Consider the following 25944-nt stretch of genomic DNA (forward strand, 5'->3'; position numbering starts at 1 on the left):
TCCTCGGATTATTTTCGTAAGAGTTCAAGAGTGCTAGGTTTTAAAATTAAGGAGGACTCCTCCTGAAATGTGGTGGAAACATGTTAGAAACAGTTACGTTCTCAGGAAAGATGAAGCAGTTCATGAAAATTTTCTTTCCCACCCTCGTAACGCAAGTCGCGTTTTACTTAATTAGTTTTTTCGATACGGTCATGGCCGGTCGATATGGTCCTGCTGATTTAGCAGGAGTCGGTGTCGGAGCAAGTCTCTGGGCACCCGTCTACACAGGACTGACCGGTATTCTACTTGCCGTCGCACCGCTCGTTTCCCAAGCGATGGGAGCGAAACGCGAGCGGGAAGTCAAACGGATCGTCATGCAGGCGTTGTACGTTGCTGTTGTGATCATTGGTTTGACCGTAGTCATCGGACTTATTGCTGTCAATCCGATTCTCGAACGGATGGAGTTATCAGCAGAGGCGCGTGAAGTCGCGCGAAATTATCTCGTGATGTTAGCACTCGGGATCGTACCGATGTTCGTTTTCTTCGTTTTACGAACACTCGTCGATTCATTAGGTAAATCAAATATCACGATGGTCTTACTACTAATCTCTTTACCCATTAACGTCCTTTTCAATTATCTATTCATCTTCGGAAACTTCGGTTTTCCGGAACTTGGTGGAGTGGGCGCGGGAGTTGCGACTGCCATCACGTACTGGATTCTCTGTCTAGCGATCATCGCTGTCGTCTTCAAAGGAGAATTATTTCAACGCCTTGGGATTCTGCGGCGCTTTTACCGTCCAGATATGAAGCGAATCAAGGAATTGATTCTACTCGGTGCTCCGATTGGTCTAGCGATTTTTTCTGAAGTCAGTATTTTCTCGGCGGTCACGTTGCTGCTCGGAGCGTACGGCGATGTCATCATCGGTGCCTATCAAGCGGCCATCAACTTCGCTTCGTTCGTCTATATGATCCCATTATCTGCTGCGTCCGCTTTGACGATCACAGTCGGTTTTGAGGTCGGTGCCAAACGAATCAAGGACGCTGTCCAGTACGTCGTCATTGGATTGACGATGTGTGTTGCCGTCTCCTTGTTCTCCGGGATCTTGTTGTACTTAAAGAATGAAGAACTTGCCGCTTTATATAGTCGTGATCCTCAAGTCATCGAAGCAGCCGCACACTTCATGATTTTAGCGATTTTCTTTCAACTGTCGGATGCCGTTGCTGCACCGACGCAAGGTGCATTACGTGGATTCAAGGATGTCAACGTCACCTTCTTGTTGACGATTGCTGCCTACTGGGTCATTGGACTACCATTAGGTTTTTATCTCGAACGCTATACGACGCTCGGGCCAGATGGTTACTGGTGGGGATTGATCATCGGTCTTGCGGTCGGAGCAACGCTACTACTTGTTCGTCTTATGCATTTAATCCGTAAATCAAGGAGGCTGGCAGCTTGAAATTCTCAAAACAACGCATCATGACGATTGCGAAGATCATCTTGCCGATCGTCTTGATTGGATTCATTTTTTATCAAGGACAAAACGAATTGCGTAGTTTGTCGCTACAGGAATCGATTCAAGCGATTCGTCAAGTCCCATCTTGGCAATTCATCCTGTTGATTCTCGCAGGTCTTGCGGCAGTCTCGACGATGTTCTTTTATGACTTCTTCTTATTACGTTCATTGGAGGCGAAAGCACCGATCGGACTAATCTTCCGAGCATCCTGGATTGCGAACTCCTTTAACGGCATCATCGGATTCGGCGGTCTCGCTGGGATGGCGATCCGCTCCGCTCTTTATCGACCATTCGTTGAAGGTGGTCGTTTGTTGAAGGCGATCGGCTGGATGGCACCGACGTTGATCAGTGGATTGTCCATCTTATCTGCCTTATCGCTTCTGCACGTTTTTCCGGCGTTTGAAGTGCTCGATTTAAAAAAATGGCTGTGGCCCGTCATCATTGGTGTCGCATTCTTCTTTCCACTCTATCTGCTGTTCTCGTTTCGACGAGGCAATAGCAGCATCCATCCGAAATCGATTGCGTTATATTCACTCGTCTCACTCGCAGAATGGTTCAGTGCTGGCGTTGTCGTCTATCTGATTTTGGCAGCGCTCGGAACGGATGTCAGTTTCTCAAAAGTCATCGGTGTTTTCATCATCGCTGCGACAGCCGGTTTGATCTCGATGGTACCGGGTGGGTTTGGTTCGTTTGACTTAGTGTTTTTGATCGGCATGCAGCGTGCGGGTGTTGAGGAAGGCATCGTCTTGACAGGATTATTGATCTACCGTCTTGTCTACTACTTGATTCCGTTCCTGATCGGTGTCATTTTCTCAGCTCGGGAGTTCAGCGGTCCGGTCGTCAAGATGATCGAAGACAAACCGATCGTTGGTCCATCGATGGAGGTCGGGGGCGTCATTTGGCGCTTACAACTGCGATTCCTCAGTAAAATTCGTCATTTCACACTCGCATTGATCACACTCGTTGCCGGGATCACGATCTGGGGATTGGCGATTTTACCACCTGTCTCGACGCAATATGAATATTTGGAATCGAAATTACCGCATGAAGCGCTGTTACTCGCGAATAGTTTCTTCTTGATGGGCGGCTTATTGTTCGTCCTCTTATCGACAGCACTGTATCGTCGAACAAAACGGTCGTTATATATGATGTACGGGGCATCTTTTTTCGCATTGATTGGAATGGCACTTCGTGGTTTTAACTTGATTTCTTTCCTTGCCGTCATCCTCGTTCTCGTCTTGCTACTGATGTCGCGAAAAGCATTTCACCGAGAACGAACGCTCATTACGACGACACGCTTCATCCGGGTTGCCTTCGCTGGTCTATTGTACATTGGAGGATTCGTCTTTTTTGGATACGCCTTCTATACACTCGGATCAGCAGATGGAACAAAAGTGTATCCGGCACACGAAATTTTCATGTTTGCAGCGAGTGCCTCTATCTTTGCGCTCGTGTATGTTCTCGTCTTCATCCGCTTATTCAACACATTCAATCAACCGGTTCTCGGTGAGCGATTCGATGCTGAAAAGATCGAATCGGTATTGCGTGAGCAGGGTGGGAATTATTTGAGCCATCTCGCGTTTCTAGGTGATAAACGTTTCTTCTTCTCCGAAACAGGACGTTCATTCATCCAGTTCAGTCAGACCGGTAATCGGATCATGGTCCTTGGCGACCCCAGTGGAGATCCGAAGGAACATTCACAAGTCATCGCGTCTTTCTTACGTCGCGTCGAAGATCTTGGATATATTCCGAACATCTATCAAATTCAAGCGCAAAATATGTCTCTCTATCATGATTTTGGCTTCAACTTCTTCAAACTTGGTGAAGAAGCGATCGTTGATATTCCATCTTTCACTGTATCAGGAAAAAAACGAGCTGGACTTCGGTCGATTAAAAATCGCTTTGAACGAGAGGGCATGACGTTCGAAGTAGTCGAGCCACCTATTTCAGGAACTCTATTAGCAGAACTACAAGAGGTCTCCGACGAATGGTTAGGCGGTAAGTCCGAGAAAGGCTTTTCGCTCGGTTACTTCCACGAACCTTATTTAAATCGAGCGCCGATTGGCATCATGCGTGAAGCGGAAGGACGATTGATCGGGTTCATGACATTCATGCCTGCTTACCAAGAAGGGGTCCTATCGATTGACTTGATGCGTTTTCGACCAGATGGACCGAATGGAATCATGGATGCGATGTTCATCCGACTATTCGAGTATGCGAAAGATGAAGGCTACCACACGTTCAACATGGGAATGGCTCCGCTTTCGTCCGTCGGAGAGGACGAGACGTCCTTCTGGCAAGAACGTGTGGCAGCGGATGTCTTCAATAATATTCGCTACATGTATAGTTTCACCGGTCTACGACGATACAAAGAAAAGTACGATCCAAAATGGGAAGGACGATATCTTGCTTACCGAAAGCGTCAATCGTTACCGATGGCAATCTTAAAAGCAACGCGTCTGATTTCTCGAAAGAAAGACCGGATTTTATTACCATGATCGACTGACGCATGAAGTCGGCAATCGACGGGTATACAAAGGGCGACCCTATATCTACGGATATGCGGGATCGTCCTTTTATAATTTTGTTTAAATGTACAAAGGTCTATACAACTAGAATTAATCGCGTTATACTAGATACGGAAGCAAGTCATGGAACGGATAGAGAAAGGAAGATGCCAGATGACAGTGATCATCAATGCTCGGATTTACACGGGAGAGCAGACGATTGAAGACGGCTTCATTCGTTTTGACCGAACAATCGAGGCGATTGGACCCATGTCGAAATTCGAGGAAATCGCAGGAGAAGAGATGATCGATGCGCAGCATCAATCACTCATTCCGGGAATGATCGATGTGCATATTCATGGGGGATATGATGTCGATGTCATGGATGGAGATGTCGAGAGGTTGCGTCATTTCAGCCGACAGATGTTACAAGAAGGTGTGACATCATTTTTAGCGACGACGATTACTCAGGACTGGGGAAATATCACACGCGCGCTTGAGACGGTCCGAGAAGTCGTAGCGCAAGACGATACAACGATCGTCGGCGTTCATCTTGAAGGACCATTCATCAATCCGGATTATGCGGGTGCACAGCCTCACGAACATATCGTCGAACCGGATGTCGAGCAGTTCTTGAAATGGCAAAAAGCAGCAGGGAACACGATCAAGCTCGTCACATACGCTCCGGAACGCCCGGGAGCACGGGCGTTCGAAGAAGCGGTGCGCTTGACGGGTGCGATTCCGTCAGCCGGACATACAGACGCGACGTATGCCCAAAACCAAGCCGGTCACGTCACGCATGGTACCCACCTCTACAATCAAATGCGGGCACTTCATCACCGGGAACCAGGCACGGTCGGATATTGCCTCCTGACACCAGACGTCTATGCGGAGATCATTCCGGATGGGATTCACATTGCGCCAGAAATGGTCGACTTCGCCTACCGAATGAAAGGCGCAGATCGACTGATCGTCATCACGGATGCGATGCGTGCAAAAGGATTAGCTGATGGTGAATATGAGTTAGGTGGTCAGGCTGTATTCGTTCGAGACGGTGCGGCACGTCTTGAAAACGGTAGCTTAGCTGGAAGTGTCTTAACGATGGACGCCGCCTTACGGAATATCATCGCCTATACAGGCTGTTCGCTCGAAGAAGCGGTCCGCATGACATCGGTCAATGCGGCAAAAGAACTTCAATTGACTCAAAAGGGAAGCCTCTCGGTCGGCAAGGATGCGGACATCGTCCTGCTCGACGAAGCGCTACACATTCAAGAAACGATTCATCGTGGTACGCGACACCGGATCACGAACGGAAAGGAGTCTACCTCATGAAATGGATGATCGTAGAAAAAGGAGAAGAATTAGCACAGGTGGCCTATCAATTTTTGAAACAGGAAATTGAGCGTCACCCGGAAGGTTTGACGGTAGGACTGGCAACGGGAAGTTCACCGGTCGGCGTCTATGAAGAATGGCGGAAGGATTCGCTCGATTGTCGACATGTGACGACGGTTAATCTAGACGAATATGTCGGTCTCAGCCCAGAGCATCCACAAAGTTATCATAAGTTCATGCAAGAGCATCTATTCAAAGATGTCGCGTTTAAGGAATCATTCGTTCCAATCGGGGACACAGAAGATCCCGTGCGCGAAAGTGAACGATATGAAGCGCTCGTCCGCAATCGAGGAATCGACATTCAATTACTTGGAATCGGAGCGAATGGACACATCGCCTTCAATGAACCAGGTACACCGTTCGATGCTAAGACACACGTAACGGAATTGACAGAGTCGACACGAGAAGCGAACCAACGATTCTTTGATCGATTAGAAGAAGTACCGACGAAGGCGATCACGATGGGAATCGGTACGATCATGGAAGCGAAGAAAATCCTTCTCGTTGCTTCTAGTGAACGAAAGGCAGAAGCGGTTCGCGACATGATGGAAGGTGTCGCAACAACGGATTGTCCAGCGACTGTACTCAAGCGTCATGCTGATGTCATGGTGATTTTGGACGAAGAAGCTGCATCTTTATTGTCAGATGACGCTAAACGTACAGGACGAGCGGCTTATCTGAATTTCATGAAAGTATGACGATGGAAGAGCGATGAATCAAAAGGGATAGAGACAATCATTGGATTGACTCTATTCCTTTTTTTGATTCTGTTGAGCCTAGTCTCAAGCGATTTTTTATTTTGATAGAAAGGCATCAACAGGACATATACCAAGATCATTCAATCTCATGATACAGCGCACTAAGGGTCCATGATTTTTTCAGTGCAACGATTCCATACGATTTCTTTAATCGAAACGTAAATTGACATTTCATTAAATGTACGGATAATGGAGATTAGCGAACTTTACGGAAAATTTACATGAAAATGAGGGTTTACATGATGGAAACGCGATCCGCACGAAAGAGACAGCCAAGTGCTGGCAAGATGTTCATGAAAGTCATCGCTGCACTCGTCCTGCTTGTCACAATCATCGGTTCTGGATATGCTGGAGCTGTTTTTATTAAAACGCAAGAAACATTGGCAAAGACGCAGATTAACATTCCCGGCTCGAAGGTGAGCTCTAAATATGATGATGTTCCGTCTGAATCGTTCTTGATTCTTGGGACGGATGAAACGAAAAAAAGTAAAGAACGAAATGAACCGGCGCGATCAGATGTCATGATCGTCGGAATCTTAAATAAAAAAACGGAACAATTAGTGTTGACGAGTATTCCGCGTGATTCACTCGTGAACATCGATTATTCGAAATACGATGTACCTTATGGTAAGACAGGTGTTGAGCAAGATAAAATCACCCATGCCCATTACTTCGGTTCGATGGATCAATCGAATTCCTATAATGGGATTAAATTAGCACGTGAAACGACAGAAAACCTACTCGGTATTCAAATCGATCACGTTGTTAAAGTTAATTTCCAAGGATTTGTTCAATTGATCGATGCATTGGACGGCGTAGACATCGATGTACGATATGCGTTCAAAGAGCAAGATTCAAAACGTAAAGCCGGTACTGTCACTGTTGATAAAGGGATGCAACATTTAACAGGAGAGCAAGCACTTGCTTACGTCCGGAACCGTCATGATGATCCGCTCGGTGATATCGGACGCGGTCAAAAACAGATGCAAGTCATTCAGGCGGTCGCCAAAGAAGCGGCAAGTTTCCGTTCCCTCAGTGCATACCGTGATATTTTGGATGCTGTCGGTGATAACGTCGAAACGAACTTAGGTCCGAACGATTATACACGCTTAGCAGATTTCACAGCAGCGCTACGTAATACGACGGAGTACCAACTCGCTGGAGAAGGCTACATCGGTATTAGCGGGAAATGGGAATACCATCTCGATCCGAATCAATTGGAGCAAGTGAAAAGTAATTTAGCGAAAGCGATGCAAGGTCAAGAAGTCGAACCGATCAAGGAAGAGACAGACCCGGCACAAAGTACGACAGAAGAGTCAATTCCCAATACAGAAACTCAACAATAAGCGTTGGAAAATCCCCTTGTATCGTCACTGTACGACGATACAAGGGGATTTTTAGCGTTGGCGTTCCATTTCGACGGTGAAGGTATAGCGGTCGCCGCGGTAAGCGGAGATGACGTATTCAAACGGTTGCTCCGTCGCGAGATACGTCAGTTGCTCGACGGATAAGACAGGCGAAGCGGTCGATAGACCAAGATGACCCGCCTCTTCCTTTGTTGCAAGACGTGATTCGAACGTTTGACTCGCACGTCCAAGATTTAATCCGCTCGCTTCTGCAAATGCATAGAGCGATGCGGTCGCGACGTCTTGATCGAGTCCAGGTAAGAGCTGTTCCGGGATATAGACGGTCTCAAGGGCAAGCGCTTGCTCATCTGCGATTCGTAAACGTTTCAATTCATACACGGATGCCCCTTCGCGAATCCGGAGCTTGTTTGCGATCGTCATCGACGCGTCGATGATTTGATAGGAGAGAAGCGCACTCGTCGGTTCTAGTCCAAGATGTTCCATCTCTTCTGAGAAACTCGTCAAGCCAGACAGTTGCATGACGATTTTTTTATTCGCGACGAATGTTCCTCGTCCTTTTTGACGAATCAAGTAACCGGCGTTGACCAAGTTTGAAATGGCTTGCCGGACCGTCATTCGGCTAATTTGATGCGCTTCCGCAAATTCGCGCTCGGACGGAATTAGATCGCCAGGTTGAAGAACACCGCTTTCGATTTGTTGTTTTAAGGCAGCTTCGATTTGATAGTAGATGGGGAGTGGTGAATTTTTATTGATATGCTGAATCACGGCATTTCGTCCCTTCGCGATCGGTAGTCTTTCGTCTAGTGTACTAGGAAAAAGGCAAGCCGACAAACGATTCTGGATGAAATATGGCATAATACAGAGTGAAACTGACAGAGAAAGGTGGTCGAGGCATGCGCCCCGAACAAATAGAATCCGATGTCCGAACCTTTCAGACATCCATTCGCGCAACAAAACAAGTAGACGGCTATTGGGTTGCTTTAGAGAAAAGTTACTTCTATCCGGAGAGCGGTGGACAGCCGGCGGACCGTGGAACATTGAACGACCAACCGGTCCTTGACGTCCAAATCGAAGACGGTGTCGTCTGGCACCAACTGGCGACGCCGCTCACAGGTGACGTCACCGGGATCGTAGATGACGCAGTCCGGATCGATCATGCGGCGCAGCATACGGCACAACATGTCATCTCTGCAATCCTACAAGATGAATCAAATATCAAGACACTTAGTTTTCGGACGGGAAGTGAGGTCTCGACGCTTGATATCGAGACACCTGAATGGACAACTCTACAACAAGAACAGCTGGATCGACGATTACGCCAGGTGATTGAACAAGGATTACCAATCACAGCGACCGAGTATGACGAGGCGGAAGCGCTACGCTTACCATTACGAAAAACACCACAAGTCGAAGGACGAATTCGCGTCGTTCAAATCGGTACACTCGATTATAGTGCCTGTGGTGGAACGCATCTCGATTCGACGGCACAGCTCGAGTCGATTCTCTTTACTGGAGTCGAACGAATTCGTGGAAATATTCGTCTTTCTTATGTCGCAAAGGAACGGGCATATCAACTCCTACAGGCAGAACGACGAGCTTTACGGGAAGCAGCGCAAGCTTTATCAGTCAAACCCGTTCAAATGCTAGAAGCCGTCCAAGCGTTACAAGAAGAGCAGAAACGCTTAACGAAACAGGTCGAACACGCCCAGGAACAACTTGCGACGTTCACACTCGCTCATGCTTTAGAACAACAAGAAGGCATTCTTGTGTTCGAACATCTGGATGAAGAAATCAAAATATCCGAGCAACTTGCTAAAGCGATTCAAGAAGCGGGACGCGTCGGCGTCGTCTGGAATGCGACGACGAACAAGTTACTGATGAGTAGTCCAGGTGAACCCCATCTCGGGAAGTTCGCTAAAGCACATGTCAAAATATTTAATGGGCGAGGCGGAGGAAATGCGGTTCAGGCACAGGCACAATTTACGAATCGGGATGATGCGATGGCATATGTCGATCGATTACGGGAGGAATATCAGTCATGACAGTCATTCAAGTACGTACAGCAGAACAACATCAAGCCGTCCGGATGATCCGGGAGCGTGTCTTCGTCGAGGAACAAGGCGTACCACGCCATCTTGAATATGATACACATGATGAAACAGCAATTCATCTGCTTGTCCTCGATGAGCAGAGTCGACCGGTCGCAACGGGGCGTACCCGTCCATATGACGACCAACGGATGAAGGTAGAGCGTGTCGCGACGCTAGCGACAGCGCGAGGAAAAGGATACGGTGGCGAGTTGATGCAGGCGATGGAACGAGTCGCACGTCGCGAAGGGAAGCAATTGCTAACACTCGGCGCACAAGTCCAAGCGATCCCATTTTATCAAGGACTCGGTTATACGATCGTCTCCGATGAATTCGATGATGCGGGCATCCCACACCGGACGATGGAGAAAAAAATGTAAGTTATTTTGAAAGAAATCCTGCAAAAAGGGTTTCTTTTTTTTGTTTTCTATGTATATATATAATTCATAATGAATTTTTATACAGACAGATGAATTTAAAACTAGGAGGGAATTATACATGTCGAAACAAAAATTGATCTTAGCGTACTCTGGGGGACTTGATACATCGGTAGCCATCAAGTGGTTGAGCAAGGACTATGACGTCATTGCCTTATGCATGGATGTCGGAGAAGGAAAAGATTTATCCATCATTAAAGAAAAAGCACTCCTCGTCGGTGCGATCGAATCGATCGTCCTCGATGTTAAAGAAGAATTCGCACAAGACTTCGTTTTACCGGCACTTCAATATGGCGCGCATTACGAAAATGCCTATCCGTTGATTTCAGCGCTTTCGCGTCCGTTGATCGCAGAAAAGCTTGTCGAAGTCGCGCATCAGCACGGTGCGACGGCAGTCGCTCACGGATGTACCGGAAAAGGGAACGACCAAGTCCGGTTCGAAGTTTCAGTCGCAGCACTTGATCCATCACTCGAAGTCATCGCACCGGTCCGGGAATGGAAATGGTCACGGGAAGAAGAAATCGCCTATGCGAAAGAAAACAATGTGCCGATTCCGATCAACCTCGACAGCCCATACTCAATCGACATGAACCTTTGGGGACGGAGTAACGAATGTGGCGTCCTAGAAAACCCTTGGACAGAGCCACCGCAAGACGCTTATGCGTTGACAGTAGCGCCAGAAGACGCTCCGGATCAGGCAGAAGAAGTCATCATTGGCTTTGAAGCAGGTGTTCCGGTCTCGATCAACGGAACGACGTATCCACTGGCGAAACTGATCACGGAACTGAACATCATCGCTGGTGCACATGGGGTCGGACGGATTGACCACGTCGAGAACCGTCTCGTCGGTATCAAATCGCGGGAAGTCTATGAGTGCCCAGGCGCAACGGTGTTACTCAAAGCGCACGCTGCACTCGAGACGATTACATTGACGAAGGACGTCGCGCATTTCAAACCACTACTCAGCAAACAATACGCAGAAACGATCTATAACGGTCTCTTCCATGCACCATTGACGAAAGGCTTGAAAGCATTCTTGACAGCGACACAACAGGACGTCACAGGAGAAGTTCGCGTTAAACTGTTCAAAGGAAATGCAACTGTGACAGGTCGTCAGTCCGCTGTCTCGCTCTACGATGAGAAACTTGCGACGTACACGAAAGAAGACGCATTCGATCATGAAGCAGCAAAAGGCTTCATCAAATTACACGGACTTGCCGTTTCGACGCATGCGAGCGTACATCGTCAGGCGGGTGTCACGAAATGACCAAACTCTGGGGTGGACGTTTTACGGAAAGTGCTTCCGCTCAAGCGGAAGCCTTCGGAGCATCGATCACGTTCGATCAAAAATTAGCGAGCGTCGATTTAAAAGGCAGTCTCGCACACGCGCAGATGCTATTTGAACAAGGGATTCTTGCTCAAGACGAGTGGACACAAATCGAGCAAGGACTGAAGCAACTGGAAACGACGTTAGCAGACCATTCCTATACGTTAGCGGATGAGGACATTCATATGAACCTCGAGCGTTTATTGACAGAACAGATTGGTCCGGTTGCAGGAAAACTGCATACGGCACGGAGTCGAAATGACCAGGTCGCAACGGATTTACATCTATGGATGGAACAACATGTTGAGGCGTTGACGACAGCATTACGCGAGCTCCAGTCGGTCATCACGGAACAAGCGGAGCAACATATCGAGACGGTCATGCCAGGGTATACGCATTTGCAACGGGCACAACCGATCTCGCTTGCGCATCACTTGCTCGCTTATTTCTGGATGTTCGAACGTGATGTCGAACGGTTGACGGATAATCAAAAACGAATTCGGAAATCACCGCTCGGGGCAGGTGCGCTCGCGGGGACGACATTCCCGATCAATCGTTTCCGGTCTGCTGAGTTGCTCGGTTTTGAGTCGGTCTATCCAAACAGTCTTGATGCTGTCTCGGACCGTGATTTCGTCATCGAATACCTCGGGATCGCTTCGACCGTCATGATGCATCTCTCGCGCTTTTGTGAAGAAATCATCATCTGGGCGTCGCAAGAATTTAGCTTTATCGAGTTATCCGATGCCTTCTCAACAGGATCGAGCATGATGCCACAAAAGAAAAATCCTGATTTCGCTGAGTTGATTCGTGGAAAAACGGGGCGCGTCTACGGTAACCTGATGGGCTTCTTGACGACGATGAAGGCATTACCACTCGCTTACAATAAAGACATGCAAGAGGATAAGGAAGGGGTCTTCGATACAGCAGATACCGTTCTCCAATCCGTTCAAATCTTCACTGGAATGATTGAATCTGCGACGTTTAAGACCGAAGCGCTCAAGAAGGCGACAATGCAAGACTTCTCGAATGCAACGGAACTCGCCGACTACCTTGTGACGAAAGGCATACCATTCCGGGAAGCGCACGAAATCGTCGGCAAAGCCGTCCTTTACTGTGTGCAGAACGGTTGTTTCCTGAAGGATTTGAATCTCGAGACGTATCAAACCTTCCATCCGGATATCACGGAAGACGTCTATCCGCTCCTCGATCCGGTTCAAGCAGTGGCACGCCGGACAAGCTACGGCGGAACAGGGTTTGCTGCCGTGTCGGAGCAACTCGAACTCGCGAAACAGCATCTTGCGAATTGACGGATTTTGAAAAAAATCAGTCAAATGACTGGATTTAACAAAAGATGTCTGCTATAACTGTAACTAACAACCGACAGATAGAGGCGCGGATGACATGAGTAGTATCATTCTTGAAGGCAAGCATGCCGAATGATGTGAAAGGGGAAGTCCGCCGAAGTGAACGAGAAGATGCTTCTTCTCATTTGCTGGTACAACGGTTAAGATCCGTTGTACTGCCGAAACCGATGTTTCGGAGCGCTATCTTACGTAAAAGAACGAATGACTTTGTCTTCGTTTGTCCGATCGTGATAACGACGGGCCGTAGGAACGCTCCTACCGGCCCGTCGTTTTTTTCTGTATCGGGACAAAGGAGATAGGATTGTGACAACTGTACTTAAATTTGGTGGAAGCTCGGTTGCGACTGTCGAACAGATTCAGTCTATTGCGAATTATTTGAAGAGTCGCGCAGCCGAAGGTGAAAAACTTGTCGTCGTCGTTTCAGCGATGGGCAAGATGACAGATTCTTTGATTGCTCAGGCGCAAGCCATCACAGATCGCCCCGAGCGCCGAGAACTCGATCGTCTGCTTGCCATCGGAGAAGAACAGACGATTTCATTACTCAGCATCGCCCTCAACTCACTCGGCGTCAAAGCGTTATCGCAAACAGGCGCTCAAGCGGGAATCAGTACGATGGGATTGCATACGAAAAGTAAGATCAAACAGATTGATGGAAATCTATTACGACAAAAACTCGAAACATACGATGTCGTCATCGTCGCTGGATTCCAAGGTGTCAACGAACTCGGTGATGTCACGACGCTCGGACGTGGTGGATCGGATACAACGGCTGTTGCCCTTGCGGCAGTCCTTGATAAACGGTGTGAAATCTACACGGATGTCGACGGTGTCTATACGGCTGATCCACGAATCCATGCTGCTGCTCAACCGATTCCGCACATCTCATATGATGAGATGATGGAGATGAGCGCCCTCGGGTCGAAGGTCATGGAAATGCGGAGTGTCGAACTAGGAAAAAAATACGGCGTACACATCTTCGTCGGGAAAACACTTGAATCGAAAAGGGGAACATGGATCATGGAAGCGACGGAAACAATGGAACAAAAAGCGGTGACGAGTGTCAGTGTGACGAAGAACGTCTTGACGGTATCAATCAAACACGTACCGCAAACGAATGCAGCAGTAGCCGATATCTTCGAACTGTTATCCAATCGCCACGTCAACATCGACATGATCAGTCAAACGACGTTCGACAGTGACATTTTCTTATCGTTCTCATGTCCACTCGATGAGGAAGAGTTCCTCGATGAAGCATTGAAAGACATCATGGATCGCTTCACGACAGTCAAGGTCGATCGCCATAATCAACACGCAAAATTATCTGTCGTCGGAATCGGGATGCGGGATGCAACAGGTGTCGCTTCGAAGTTGTTCGCAATCTTCCGAGCAGAGAACATCCCGTTCTATCAAGTCACGACATCAGAAATCAGCATCTCGTACACGATTGCACAAGCAGACATTGAACGGACGGTTGCAGCGATTGCAAACGCGTTCGAGTTATAAGGAGGAAAACAGGATGTATCATGTAGCCGTCATTGGAGCAACCGGCGCCGTCGGTCAAAAAATGTTACAAGTCCTAGCAGAACTGGACTTCCCGGTCAGCCGCCTGTCCGCTTACGCTTCTGCTCGTTCAGCAGGGAACACGGTACAGTTCAAGGGAGAAGATATTACGATCCAAGCGCTGACGCCAAATATCACAGAAGACGGGATCGATGTCGCGTTGTTCGCAGCAGGCGGAACGATCAGTGAGCAATATGCCCCGTTACTAGCTGAAAACGGAACACTCGTCGTTGATAATTCAAGTGCTTTCCGGATGCAGGAGACGATTCCGCTCGTCGTGCCAGAAGTCAATCCGCAAGCGATTCAAGCGACGGACCGCTTGATCGCAAATCCGAACTGTTCGACCATTCAATCCGTCGTCGCTTTAGCACCGCTCCAGTCACTGGGATTCGAACGGATCAACTATACGACGTATCAGGCCGTATCTGGTTCTGGTCAAAAAGGAATCGAGGATCTGGCACGTGGAGCACGCGGAGAAGAGCCCGTCAATTATCCGCATCCGATTCACGATAACATCTTGCCGCATATCGATGTATTCCTTGAGAACGGCTATACGAAAGAAGAGCAGAAGATGATTGATGAAACACGGAAAATCTTCAATCTTCCAGCATTACCTGTCAGTGCTACATGTGTCCGGGTTCCAGTCACGAATTCTCACTCGGTTGCAATCAACGTCACGTTTACACAACCGACGACGGTTGCAGCGATCCGTGAAGCACTTGAAAACGCACCGGGCGTCGTCCTCATCGATGATGTCGCGAATACGCGTTATCCGATGCCACTTGACGCGAGTGGGACGGACGATGTCTATGTCGGACGAATTCGACAAGATGATAGTCTCGCGAATACGTTCCATCTCTGGTGTGTAGCCGACAACATTCGAAAAGGTGCCGCCTCGAATGCCGTACAAGTCGCACGCCAAGCCATCGAACAGTCGATTCATTCATAAAAAAGGAGGAGTTCTTCATGTTCAAAGGAGCAGGTACAGCGCTCGTCACACCATTTAATGAAGCAGGCGAGTTGGATCTACACGTATTCGAACGCTTGATCGAGCAACAACTCGCAGCAGGAATTCAGGCGCTTGTCGTCGGAGGAACGACAGGAGAAGGATCGACACTGACGAACACGGAATTCGAACAACTACTGACGACTGCCGTTCAAATCACGGCAGGACGAGTACCAGTCATTGCCGGAACGGGTTCGAACAACACGGCAGCAACAATCGAGAAGACGTTACTCGCAGAGCGCCTCGGTGCGGACGCAGCGATGCTCGTCACACCGTACTACAATAAAACATCGCAAGCGGGTCTCGTCGCACATTTCACGGCGGTCGCTGATGCAACCGAATTACCAATCATGCTGTACAACGTTCCGTCGCGGACAGGAGTTGCGATCGCAGTCGAAACAGCAGTGACGTTAGCACGTCATCCACGAATCCAAGCCTTTAAGGAAGCGAGTGGAGATGTCAGCTTCATGGGTGAACTGATGGCGGCGATTCCTGAAGACTTCGCGGTCTTCTGTGGAAATGATGATCAAATCCTGCCGTACATGGCATGGGGCGCACAAGGCGTCATCTCAGTTCTTTCGAACCCGTACCCAGCAGAGACACAAGCACTTGCTGAGGCGTTACTAGCGCAAGATCTCGTCACGGCACGCCGGATTCAGGCAGACTTGTTACCGGTCATCGGTGCCTTGTTCAGTGATGTCAATCCGATTCCAGTTAAAGCATCGCTTGAAGAACTCGGCTTTGCTGTCGGTGCGCCACGCTTGCCGCTCGTCCGTCAATCGGAAGCGGGGCACGCCCACTTACTCGAAACTATGCGGGCTTACAAAGGGGTGGTTCGATGAAACTCGCGTTACACGGTTATGGGGCGACAGGACAATACGTCGTCGAACTCGCACCACAAAGTGTCGTAGCGATCGTTGACCGGACGAAGTCATCCGATACGATCGCTTCATATGCCGAGCTAACGGAGATGTCAGAAACGGTCGATGCGATCATCGACTTCTCGCATCCGAGTTTGCTACCGGATCTGCTCGCATATGGACTGGCGACAAAAACACCACTTGTCATCGCGACGACTGGTTTTTCGGAGGCGGAACTGGCATCGATCAAGGACGCCGCAAAAGAAATTCCAATTTTCCAGTCGTACAATATGTCGTACGGCATCGCGATGGTGCAGCAACTGCTGAAGACACTTGTGCCACTAGCAGGAGCGTATGACATCGAATTGCTCGAGAAACATCATAACCAAAAAGTCGATGCGCCAAGCGGAACGGCTGAGTTGTTATTGCAAACGATTCAGACGGCACGTGACGTCACACCGGTATATGACCGGTCACAGACGCGGCAAAAGCGAGAGACGAACGAGATCGGGATGCACGCGATGCGCGGTGGAACAATCTTCGGAGAACACGAAGTCTTATTCGCAGGTGTCGACGAATTGATTGAAATCAAACATACAGCGCTATCGAAAAAAGTATTTGCTTCTGGTGCGATCAAAGCAGCTGAGGCACTCATTCAAAAAACAGCGGGACTCTATACATTAGAGACGCTCTACACACAGGAGGATTCACATGTTACTCACTGATGCTTACGAAATTGCTAAATTCATTAAAGATGCTAAAAAACAAACACCGGTAAAACTTTACGTCAACGGCGATTTGGCGGGCTTGACGATCGAAGGCGCTACAGCGTTCGGATCAGATGAATCAAAGATTTTCTTCGCGGATGCAGGACTTGCGGCTACTTTCTTAGAAAAGTATTCAGATCGCATCACGGATGTTCACGTGGAGTATGACCGTCGCAACAGTGCAGTACCAATGCTTGATACACGTCACTTGAATGCGCGTATCGAGCCAGGTTCATGGATTCGTGATCATGTCGTCATCGGCGATAACGCAGTCGTCATGATGGGTGCGATCATCAATATCGGTGCATCAATCGGAGATGGTACAATGATTGATATGAACGCTGTCGTCGGTGCACGTGGGACGATCGGGAAGAACGTTCATGTCGGCGCAGGTGCCGTGGTCGCGGGTGTCCTCGAACCACCTTCAAAAACACCTGTCATCATTGAAGACGGTGTCTTGATCGGTGCAAATGCAGTCATCCTTGAAGGCGTCAAAGTCGGCAAAGATGCCGTCGTCGCTGCTGGTAGTGTCGTCACAGAAGACGTACCTGCTGGAAGCGTCGTTGCCGGAACACCTGCACGTGTCATCAAACAGAAAGATGCGAAAACAGAAGAGAAGACGCAATTGGTGGATGATTTACGTTCACTCTGATTGACGTCGAAGAGGAGGAAAACACATGGCAGTGGATACACAGTATGGAGAAGCAATTTGGTTAGATGGAGTCTTTCATGATCCGAAAGATGCGAACACAAGCGTCATGTCACATGCGATTCACTATGGTAGTGGATTCTTTGAAGGAATTCGTGCATACGCGACACCGGACGGACCGGCGATTTTCCAATTGAAGGAACATATCGAGCGTCTCTTCCGCAGTTGTGCGTATTACCACGTCACGATTCCGTATACTGTCGACGAACTTGTTCAAGCAACGATCGATTTAGTTGCGAAAAACGGATTTGAATCGTGTTATATCCGTCCATTCGTGTTCCTCGGTACGCCATGGCAAGCATTGATGGCGAAAGATACGACGGTTCATGTCGGCATCTCTTGCTGGGAGCTTGGGGAATACTTCGATAAAGGTGCTGGCATCCGTGCCAAAGTCGCATCATACCGCCGCGTCTCATCAACGATGATGCCGATGCAAGCGAAAGCGGCTGCGAACTATATGAACTCACAACTCTTAAAAGGTGAAGCGATCCGTGATGGATTTGATGAAGCCATCGCGCTCGACATGAACGGAAACGTCAGTGAAGCGAGTGTTGCGAATCTTTTCCTTCTTAAAAACGGAACGATTCATACACCGTCACTTGATTGTTCAGTACTCGACGGTATCACACGCCAAGTCATCATCCGTTTGGCACAAGATCAAGGCTATCCTGTCATCGAACGTCACATCGGACGCGATGAGTTATATGTCGCAGATGAGATCTTCTTAACAGGAACAGCTGCTGAAATCACGAGTGTCGGTGAAATCGATCATATCTCGATCAACGGCGGAACACGGAACGTCGCAGATGAGTTGCTCGATCTTTACCGTCAAGCCGTCACAGGTCAATTGCCGCAATATGCGGATTGGTTGACGTATGTGACACCCGCTGTCGCAGAATGACGACGCGTACACTCGTCACGATCGATCGGAAGGCGGTGCGACAGAACGTCGCATCGGTCTTCGCTCGGTCACGTAAACGTATTTTTGCCGTGGTCAAGAACAATGCGTATAACTTAGGTATGCTCGAGATGGTCGAGACGCTGATGGCATCTGATGTGCATCACTTTGCTGTCGCCGAGTTGTATGAAGCCATTGAAATCAAAACGAATTTTCCAGACAGTTATGTACTGGTGATGAATCCGACGGAGGATTTTGAAACAGCACGACGTTTCGGAATTGCACTCGGTGTCTCATCGCTAGAATGGCTCGCCCTAAACAGTAAACAGCTGCAAGGAATCGAGTTACATTTGAAGATCAACGTCGGGATGAATCGTTTTGGTGTCAGTTCGCTTCAAGAGGCGGAAGCTGTTCTTGCGCTTGCGCAAGCAGATTCGCTCGCTTTAACAGGTTTATATACACACTTTCCGCTTGCCGATGAGCCGGATGCGGATCACGATGGACAAGTCGAACGTTTCATCGCTATTGCCGATGTGTTACGAAAGCGCCATACGTTTACGTATATGCACTCGGAAAACAGTGCGACGATCGTCAAACACGATCCGCGTCTCGCATTTTGTAATTATGTCCGCCCTGGCATCTTCTTATTCGGCTATTCACCGATTGAAAAGATGGACTGGCTCGTTCCTTCGCTACGGATGACGACGGAGGTCGTTGAAATTCGCGAAATCGGACCGGGTGAACACGTTGGGTACGGGACGAACTTTACGAGTACAGAACCGATGCGGATTGCTATTTTACCCGTCGGCTATGGAGACGGTGTCGTCCGTGGGCGTGCCGCGTTGCCTGTTCATATTAAAGAAAAACCTTATCCGGTCATCAATAAATTATTCATGAGTCATACGTTCGTCGCTGTCGATGGGACGGTTGAGGTCGGAGATGAGGTCGTGCTATACGGGGATGGCGTTGAAATTGACGATATTACTCGGACAGGAGCAGCGAACAATTCAGAGCAGATGTGTGCCCGGTCGTGGCGTTTGACGCATCAGTATCTATAAGGAGGAACTTATTATGTATGGAAGTCAATACCTGACAGAAGAAAACAATACGTTGCACATCGATGGTGTCGCAGCGACCGATCTTGCAACACAGTACGGAACACCGTTGTATGTGATGGCAGAGCGGGAGCTGACGGATCGATTAGCGACCGTCCGGGAACACTTCCTTGATAAGTATCCGAACACGTATGCTTCCTTCGCTTCTAAAGCACTGACGGTCAGTGCCGTATATGAACAAGTCGTTCGTCATGGTCTTGGAATCGATGTCGTCACAGGCGGGGAACTCTTCATCGCCCGTCAATCCGGGGTTCCGGCAGAACGAATCTATTTCCATGGTTCGAATAAATCAACGGCTGATCTTCAGTATGCCGTTGAGGAAGGAGTCGGACGGATTGTCATCGATCACTTTGCAGAGATTGCACAACTGGAATCGATTGCGGCACAAGCCGGTCAAACGGTTCATGTCCTGATCCGGATCGTGCCACAAGTCATCGGGGGAGCGCATACGAAAATTCAGACAGGTGGTGTCGATACGAAATTCGGTTTCTCGACGCATGCGTCAGATTACTTGGACGCAATCGAAGCGATTTTAGCATCGGAACATCTGTCGTTACTCGGCATCCATTGTCATGTCGGTTCGCAAATCCAAGATCCGTCACTGTTCGAACAGACGGCTCGGACGATGATGGGCTTCGTCGAAACGATTCGTGCGCATCATGGCTTTACAGTCAGCGAAGTTAATGTTGGTGGTGGCTTCGGTATTGCCTATACACAGGACGATCATCCGCTTGATTTTGAAGCGACGATTGCACGCGTCATGGATGTCATCGAGACGGAAACGGAGCGACTCGGCATCGAACGTCCGCGCATCGGGATCGAGCCAGGGCGCTGGGTCGTTGCGAATGCAGGAACGACACTGTATACGGTCGGGGCAATCAAAGAAATCGAAGGCGTCCGAACATATCTTTCGGTCGATGGCGGAATGACAGATAACATTCGCCCAGCACTTTACGGTGCGGTGTATGAAACGGTCATCGCTAACCGGATGAGTGGCGAAACGACCGAAGTGACGGTCGTTGGAGCAGCTTGTGAATCAGGGGATCTTGTCGCTGAAAAAGCACAGTTGGTTACACCGAACGGTGGCGATACACTTGCTGTCTTTGGGACAGGAGCGTATAACTTTTCGATGGCAAGCAACTACAACCAGTTCTTACGTCCGGCACTTGTCTTCGTCCGGGACGGGGAATCCCGTGAAGTCGTCCGTCGACAAACGTATGCGGATTTGATTCAGTGTGATCTTGGAATCAATGGGGTCCGATCAGAGTCGTAAGAGGTGCGGGGTCAAACTAGAGTACAAAAAAACCGACGCTATCGCGCCGGTTTCATGCATACGATCTAAAGCGATTCTTCTCTTGAATAGAGAGGGATCGTTTTTTTGTGTTGCGATCAGCATATTCATTTTGGAATTTTTAAGACTTGTCCAACGAGCAAGAGGTTCGGATTCGTAATGTTGTTTGCCTGCATCAATGCTGTGACGGTGACACCATATCGTGTCGCAATCGAGTAAAGTGTATCACCGGCTTTAACCGTATAAGTCGTTGTTGGAATTTTCAAGACTTGACCGACGTTCAACAGATTCCAGTTCGTGATGTTATTCGCACTCGCGAGGGCAGAGACCGAGACATTGTATTTACGGGCGATCGAATAGAGTGTATCGCCAGCTTTGACGGTATACGTCGTACCGGTTGGAGTTGGTGAGCGGAGGAGTTCTGAAATCGTGACGAACGAATAGCCTTTGGCTTTGAGTTTCGAAATCATCGTCGGCAAGGCGGTCGGTGTTCCTTTCGCACCAGCACCGGTATGCATCAGAATAATCGATCCGGGAACGACTTTTGGTAATACACGATCCAAGATGGCTGTTGAAGAGATGCCTTTCCAATCCGTCGTATCAATATTCCATTGAATCGTTTTCGTGTAACCTGCCGCCCCAACGGCACTCAACACGTTGCTATTACTTGCACCAAACGGCGCTCGGAAAATTGGTTTCGTCGTTTTTCCGGTCAAGGACCGGATGAGAGATTCTGTTCGGGATAATTCACTCGTCATCTGGCTTGCTGTTAAGGTCGTAAAATCCGGATGCGAATATGAGTGATTGCCGATTTGATGTGTCGGAGAAGCGGTTGTGATGTTTTTGATCGATTGGGGATGGTTGGTTGCACCACTGCCTGTCAAAAAGAAAGTCGCTTTCACTTGGTTACTTTTTAAGATACTTAAGATTTTGGCAATGTTCGTTCCATCTGAACCGTCATCAAACGTCAATGCGACGACTTTTTGCGTCGTCGTTCCTTTCGTAACGAACGTAGAGCTCGCTGCATTAACCTGTGAAGGAATCGAAAGTGGACTAAGGAGAAGTAATCCAATCATCATGATGGTAGGTTTCTTGATGTTCATCGTCTAGTACCTCCTTCATCAAAAACATGCTTTACAAGTACTCTTTATTAAGGTATTCCCTTTATTTTAAAAAAAGAACTAAGAAATTCCCGTTTTGCAAAGAAATAAAACTAAATTACAGAAAATTTGTTTAAACCGTAATCTTTTTGGGAAACCATAATATATGGAAATAGTAAAAAGGAGTGAGAAGGAATGATCGAATTCAAAAACGTCGGTAAGCAGTTTAAGGACAATGTCGTCTTGAAAGGCTTATCGCTCGAGATTCAAAAGGGTGAACTCGTTGTCTTCATCGGACCAAGTGGTTGTGGGAAGACGACATCACTTAAGATGATCAATCGATTGATTGAACCTTCTTCAGGTACGATTTTAGTCAACGGGAAGGACATCATGAAGACGGATACGATTGAATTAAGACGTCATATGGGATATGTCATCCAGCAAACCGGCTTGTTCCCCCACATGACGGTCCGGGAAAACATTCAATTGATTGCGGGGCTTGAGGGGAAAGATCACGATGAAATGGATCAACGGACAGAACAATTGTTGACGATGGTCGGGCTTGATCCAAAGCAATTCATCGATCGTTATCCGAGCGAACTCAGTGGTGGACAACAACAGCGTGTCGGTTTCGCACGAGCTTTAATGAATGATCCTGATGTCATTTTGATGGATGAGCCGTTCAGTGCACTCGATCCCGTTACCCGTAACGATCTACAGGAAGAACTTTTTAACTTGCAAGAAGAAGTGAAGAAGACGATCGTTTTCGTCACCCATGATATGGATGAAGCGATCAAGTTAGCGGATCGGATATGTATCATGCGTGATGGGGAAATCGTCCAGTTCGATACTCCAGAAGAAATCTTGCGTCATCCAAAAGATGAATATGTCGAATCGTTCATCGGAAAAAATAAAATCTGGAGTAGTCCAGAATTCATCAAGGCAGAAGATATCATGATCGAGGACCCAGTTTCAATCAGTGGCAAACGGACGTTGTTGCAGGGAATTGAAATCATGCGTGGACGCAAAGTCGACAGCCTGTTGATCACCGATCGTGACCGTGTCTTACAAGGGCTGATTAAGTTGAAGAACATCCAGACGATTCCGGATAAGAGCCAACGGATCGAAGAAGTGATGGAGGGCGAAATCATCGCTGTCAATGAACACGATTCATTACTCGATGTTCTTGAAGTCATGAATCAGGAAGAGACTGGTTATCTACCAGTAACGGATGTAACAGGAAAACTCAGAGGGTTGATCACACGTAGTAGCTTACTTTCCGTCTTGAGTGAGCAATTCATTCATGAGGAGGAAGTCCAATGAGCGGATTCTTTGATTATGTAAAAAATAATACCGATCAGATCGGTGATTTATTGCTAGAGCACTTACAGCTGACGGTCTTTGCCGTCGTCATCGCGGTCGTTCTCGGGATTCCGATCGGGATTCTGATCACCCGTTACCAAAAGTTCGCGAAGCCTGTCCTTGCGCTGACGAGCGTCGTGCAAGCTGTTCCGAGTCTTGCTTTACTCGGTTTCTTGATTCCGTTCATTGGTATCGGGTCGACACCAGCGATCATCATGGTCGTGCTTTATTCACTCTTGCCAATCGTTAAAAATACGTACACGGGTCTGTCGAGCATTCCAGGGGACACGCTCGAAGCAGCTAAAGGAATTGGTTTAACGGATCGACAAATCCTCAGTAAGGTTCAGATTCCACTTGCCTTGCCGATCATGATGGCAGGGATTCGAATTTCAGCCGTTACAGCTGTTGGTTTGATGACGATCTCAGCATTCATCGGTGCCGGTGGTCTTGGTTACCTCGTCTTCTCGGGTATTCAAACAGTTGATAATAACCAGATTCTCGCCGGAGCAATTCCAGCCGGTATTTTAGCTCTTGTCATCGACTTCGTCGTCAGTCGGATTGAATACTCCGTGGCGCCAAATGGGATTCCTCTTGCAGATGGTCGAATCAAGAATAAGGCACGGAAGCGTCGCAAGGCGATGCCAGCTGGACGCAAGATCGCGATCGCAAGTATCGTTTTCATATTAATTGGTGGATCGGTCGCTTACTCTTTCCTTAAGGACGATAAGATCGTCATCGGATCGAAGAACTTTACAGAACAATTGATTCTCGGAAATATGTTAGCGGATTTAATCGAAGATAAAACGGATTTAGAAGTCGAACGTCAATTAAACCTCGGAGGGACGAAAGTCGCTTACGGGGCGCTTGAAAAAGGGGAAATCGACGCGTATGTCGAGTACACAGGTACTTTGTTGATCGACGTGCTCAAGCAAGACGTCGAGACGGATCCGGAAACGGTCTATGCAAAAGTCGGGAAGATGATTCCGGAAAAAAGTCAGGTCGACGTCCTGGATCCAATCGGTTTCAACAATACGTATGCCCTTGCCATGACGAAAGAAGATATCGAAAAATATGACTTGAAGACGGTATCAGATATGTCAAAAGTCAGTGATCGTTTGATTCTCGGATCAACAATCGAATTCGCGAACCGGGAAGATGGTTATCTTGGTTTGAAGAAAAAGTATCCAGATATGAAATTCCAAGATGTACAACCAGTCGATGGAGGACTCCGTTATACAGCACTGACAAATGGTCGAACGAACGTCATCGATAGCTTCTCAACAGATGGTTTGTTACAAAAATTCGATTTAACAGTGCTAGAAGACGATAAAAAGTTCTTCCCACCATACTATGCGGTACCGCTTGTTCGTCAAGAAACACTTGAAGAACATCCGGAGCTGAAAAAAGTCCTCAACACGTTAAAAGATAAAATTACGGATGAGAAGATGCAAGAATTGAATTACAAAGCAGATGTCGAGAAACAGCGCCCTGAAAAAGTCGCGCGTGATTTCTTAATCGAAGAAGGATTAATTTCAAAATAAACAGATAGAGCCGAGGCGGGAATCCGCTTCGGCTCTTTTGGTATGCGCGCTGACGCGCTATATCGTTTTGGAAAATACGTAATCAAGTGATTAAATTATTTTTTGATGCGACTAGCGAGCCAAGCGCGAACAGTGCGTTGCTGAATCATACACGTTCTTCCTCTCGGTTTAATGTTCCAAGGCGGTGCTCGGCATCTTTAACGATACGTGTTTGAATCTCGACTGTCAACCAATCCGTTTCCGATTCGGGTAACGTCGGCAAACCGTAACTTGGGTTATTCGTAGATGAAAACAAATCAGACATGATGCGTTCTTCGTATACTGGAATCATATAAAATCCCCTCTCTGTGTCTTGATTCATCTCTTACACCTCTAGTGTACGAAAGAATTGTAAAGACGGAAGAGGGGAGGTATTAAGAACCTGTGAACTTTGTAAACGTTCTCACAAACTTGTCATATCCTCTGTGATAGCTTCAAAACTGTCAGCATACTGCTGACCTCGTTTCACGTATTTTCGGACTGTTCGTTCCATGATGAATCGATCATGGTCACTGATATCCCGGACGATTTTTGCAGGAACACCCATGACCATCGCGCCGGCAGGTACCTTCATTTTTGGCGGAACAAGGCTTCCGGCAGCAACGAATGCTCCTTCTCCGATTTCGGCTTCATCGAGGATCGTCGCCGACATTCCGATTAACGCTCCTTTTCGAATGATTCCGCCGTGAATCATCGCCATATGACCAATCGTCACTTCATCTTCAATGATAGTCGGATACCCTTCATACTGATGAATCATCGAACCGTCTTGGATGTTGACGCGTTCCCCGATGTGAATCGGACCTTCATCTCCGCGTATGACCGTATTGAACCAGACAGATGAGTCTTTTCCGATCGTGACCTCTCCGATGACTTTAGATCCGTCCGCTAAATAAACGGATGGATCGATGTTTGGAACAAGTGAACCGACACGATATTTCATGCGTTTTTCCCCCTCAGACAT

The 25944-nt window shown here is 48.0% G+C and carries 23 protein-coding genes and 1 riboswitch; of the genes, 19 read left to right on the forward strand and 4 right to left on the reverse strand.

Annotated elements, in window-relative coordinates; all coding sequences use genetic code 11:
* Positions 1–80 precede the first annotated feature (80 nt).
* The 5 genes from EXW93_RS02330 to EXW93_RS02350 all read left to right on the forward strand — a co-directional run bounded on the left by EXW93_RS02330 (position 81) and on the right by EXW93_RS02350 (position 7496).
* Positions 81–1436 carry an MATE family efflux transporter gene (locus tag EXW93_RS02330; protein WP_174316009.1) on the forward strand — a complete coding sequence of 452 codons (1356 nt, stop codon included), beginning with the start codon at positions 81–83 and terminating at the stop codon, positions 1434–1436.
* A complete protein-coding gene (gene mprF / locus EXW93_RS02335; protein ID WP_023467102.1) occupies positions 1433–3991 on the forward strand; it encodes a bifunctional lysylphosphatidylglycerol flippase/synthetase MprF in 2559 nt (852 codons plus the stop codon). The genes EXW93_RS02330 and mprF overlap by 4 nt, the downstream gene beginning before the upstream one ends.
* 183 nt (positions 3992–4174) lie before the next feature.
* Positions 4175–5332 (forward strand): N-acetylglucosamine-6-phosphate deacetylase, encoded by a 1158-nt coding sequence (gene nagA, locus EXW93_RS02340; protein WP_035398942.1) that lies wholly within the window; start codon positions 4175–4177, stop codon positions 5330–5332.
* Positions 5329–6090, forward strand: a complete 762-nt coding sequence (nagB, locus tag EXW93_RS02345) for a glucosamine-6-phosphate deaminase (RefSeq protein ID WP_023467104.1) — start codon at positions 5329–5331, stop codon at positions 6088–6090. The genes nagA and nagB overlap by 4 nt, the downstream gene beginning before the upstream one ends.
* A 299-nt stretch (positions 6091–6389) precedes the next feature.
* A complete protein-coding gene (locus tag EXW93_RS02350) occupies positions 6390–7496 on the forward strand; it encodes an LCP family protein (protein ID WP_238987958.1) in 1107 nt (368 codons plus the stop codon).
* 51 nt (positions 7497–7547) lie between these two features.
* Here the strand turns inward: EXW93_RS02350 and phnF are convergent, their stop codons facing one another.
* Positions 7548–8282: a phosphonate metabolism transcriptional regulator PhnF gene (gene phnF / locus EXW93_RS02355; protein ID WP_023467107.1), complete on the reverse strand. Its 735-nt coding sequence runs from the start codon at positions 8280–8282 to the stop codon at positions 7548–7550.
* A 128-nt stretch (positions 8283–8410) separates the two neighbouring features.
* On the opposite strand from phnF, the gene EXW93_RS02360 reads away from it, so the two are divergent.
* From EXW93_RS02360 to lysA, 12 genes are all read left to right on the forward strand, one after another.
* A complete protein-coding gene (locus EXW93_RS02360) occupies positions 8411–9559 on the forward strand; it encodes an alanyl-tRNA editing protein (protein ID WP_035398938.1) in 1149 nt (382 codons plus the stop codon).
* The gene (locus EXW93_RS02365) at positions 9556–9984 is read left to right on the forward strand and encodes a GNAT family N-acetyltransferase (protein ID WP_023467111.1); all 429 of its coding nucleotides are present in this window, start codon (positions 9556–9558) and stop codon (positions 9982–9984) included. The genes EXW93_RS02360 and EXW93_RS02365 overlap by 4 nt, the downstream gene beginning before the upstream one ends.
* A gap of 118 nt (positions 9985–10102) precedes the next feature.
* Positions 10103–11308 (forward strand): argininosuccinate synthase, encoded by a 1206-nt coding sequence (locus EXW93_RS02370; protein ID WP_023467113.1) that lies wholly within the window; start codon positions 10103–10105, stop codon positions 11306–11308.
* A complete protein-coding gene (gene argH / locus EXW93_RS02375; RefSeq protein WP_174316010.1) occupies positions 11305–12675 on the forward strand; it encodes an argininosuccinate lyase in 1371 nt (456 codons plus the stop codon). The genes EXW93_RS02370 and argH overlap by 4 nt, the downstream gene beginning before the upstream one ends.
* A 70-nt stretch (positions 12676–12745) precedes the next feature.
* A riboswitch (Lysine riboswitch) is annotated at positions 12746–12923 on the forward strand.
* A gap of 112 nt (positions 12924–13035) precedes the next feature.
* Positions 13036–14235 carry an aspartate kinase gene (locus EXW93_RS02380; protein ID WP_023467116.1) on the forward strand — a complete coding sequence of 400 codons (1200 nt, stop codon included), beginning with the start codon at positions 13036–13038 and terminating at the stop codon, positions 14233–14235.
* A 13-nt stretch (positions 14236–14248) separates the two neighbouring features.
* Positions 14249–15241 carry an aspartate-semialdehyde dehydrogenase gene (locus tag EXW93_RS02385; protein WP_023467117.1) on the forward strand — a complete coding sequence of 331 codons (993 nt, stop codon included), beginning with the start codon at positions 14249–14251 and terminating at the stop codon, positions 15239–15241.
* Positions 15242–15258: 17 nt separating this feature from the next.
* On the forward strand, positions 15259–16140 hold the full coding sequence (gene dapA / locus EXW93_RS02390) for a 4-hydroxy-tetrahydrodipicolinate synthase (RefSeq protein ID WP_023467119.1): 882 nt from the start codon (positions 15259–15261) through the stop codon (positions 16138–16140).
* A complete protein-coding gene (gene dapB, locus EXW93_RS02395; RefSeq protein ID WP_023467121.1) occupies positions 16137–16883 on the forward strand; it encodes a 4-hydroxy-tetrahydrodipicolinate reductase in 747 nt (248 codons plus the stop codon). The genes dapA and dapB overlap by 4 nt, the downstream gene beginning before the upstream one ends.
* Positions 16870–17577, forward strand: coding sequence for a 2,3,4,5-tetrahydropyridine-2,6-dicarboxylate N-acetyltransferase (gene dapD / locus EXW93_RS02400; RefSeq protein ID WP_029340774.1), 708 nt, complete (start codon positions 16870–16872; stop codon positions 17575–17577). The genes dapB and dapD overlap by 14 nt, the downstream gene beginning before the upstream one ends.
* A gap of 25 nt (positions 17578–17602) precedes the next feature.
* Positions 17603–18535, forward strand: a complete 933-nt coding sequence (locus EXW93_RS02405) for a branched-chain amino acid transaminase (protein ID WP_035398934.1) — start codon at positions 17603–17605, stop codon at positions 18533–18535.
* Complete coding sequence (alr, locus tag EXW93_RS02410; RefSeq protein WP_035398933.1) at positions 18532–19590, forward strand: alanine racemase; 1059 nt, start codon at positions 18532–18534, stop codon at positions 19588–19590. The genes EXW93_RS02405 and alr overlap by 4 nt, the downstream gene beginning before the upstream one ends.
* A gap of 13 nt (positions 19591–19603) precedes the next feature.
* Entirely contained in the window at positions 19604–20920 is a 1317-nt protein-coding gene (lysA, locus tag EXW93_RS02415) for a diaminopimelate decarboxylase (protein ID WP_174316011.1), read from the forward strand.
* A gap of 125 nt (positions 20921–21045) precedes the next feature.
* Here the strand turns inward: lysA and EXW93_RS02420 are convergent, their stop codons facing one another.
* Complete coding sequence (locus EXW93_RS02420) at positions 21046–22041, reverse strand: LysM peptidoglycan-binding domain-containing protein (protein ID WP_035398929.1); 996 nt, start codon at positions 22039–22041, stop codon at positions 21046–21048.
* A gap of 192 nt (positions 22042–22233) precedes the next feature.
* On the opposite strand from EXW93_RS02420, the gene EXW93_RS02425 reads away from it, so the two are divergent.
* Positions 22234–23361: an ABC transporter ATP-binding protein gene (locus EXW93_RS02425; protein ID WP_035398927.1), complete on the forward strand. Its 1128-nt coding sequence runs from the start codon at positions 22234–22236 to the stop codon at positions 23359–23361.
* On the forward strand, positions 23358–24941 hold the full coding sequence (locus EXW93_RS02430) for an ABC transporter permease/substrate-binding protein (protein ID WP_023467129.1): 1584 nt from the start codon (positions 23358–23360) through the stop codon (positions 24939–24941). Before EXW93_RS02425 ends, EXW93_RS02430 begins: the two co-directional genes overlap by 4 nt.
* A 145-nt stretch (positions 24942–25086) precedes the next feature.
* On the opposite strand, the gene EXW93_RS02435 is transcribed toward EXW93_RS02430, so the two are convergent.
* The gene (locus EXW93_RS02435; protein WP_023467130.1) at positions 25087–25272 is read right to left on the reverse strand and encodes a hypothetical protein; all 186 of its coding nucleotides are present in this window, start codon (positions 25270–25272) and stop codon (positions 25087–25089) included.
* A 111-nt stretch (positions 25273–25383) separates the two neighbouring features.
* Positions 25384–25923 (reverse strand): gamma carbonic anhydrase family protein, encoded by a 540-nt coding sequence (locus tag EXW93_RS02440; protein WP_023467131.1) that lies wholly within the window; start codon positions 25921–25923, stop codon positions 25384–25386.
* Between the last annotated feature and the right edge of the window lie 21 nt (positions 25924–25944).

Origin of the sequence: Exiguobacterium sp. JMULE1, from assembly GCF_013337175.1 — a bacterium.
In the GTDB taxonomy this organism is placed as follows: Bacteria; Bacillota; Bacilli; order Exiguobacteriales; family Exiguobacteriaceae; genus Exiguobacterium_A; species Exiguobacterium_A indicum.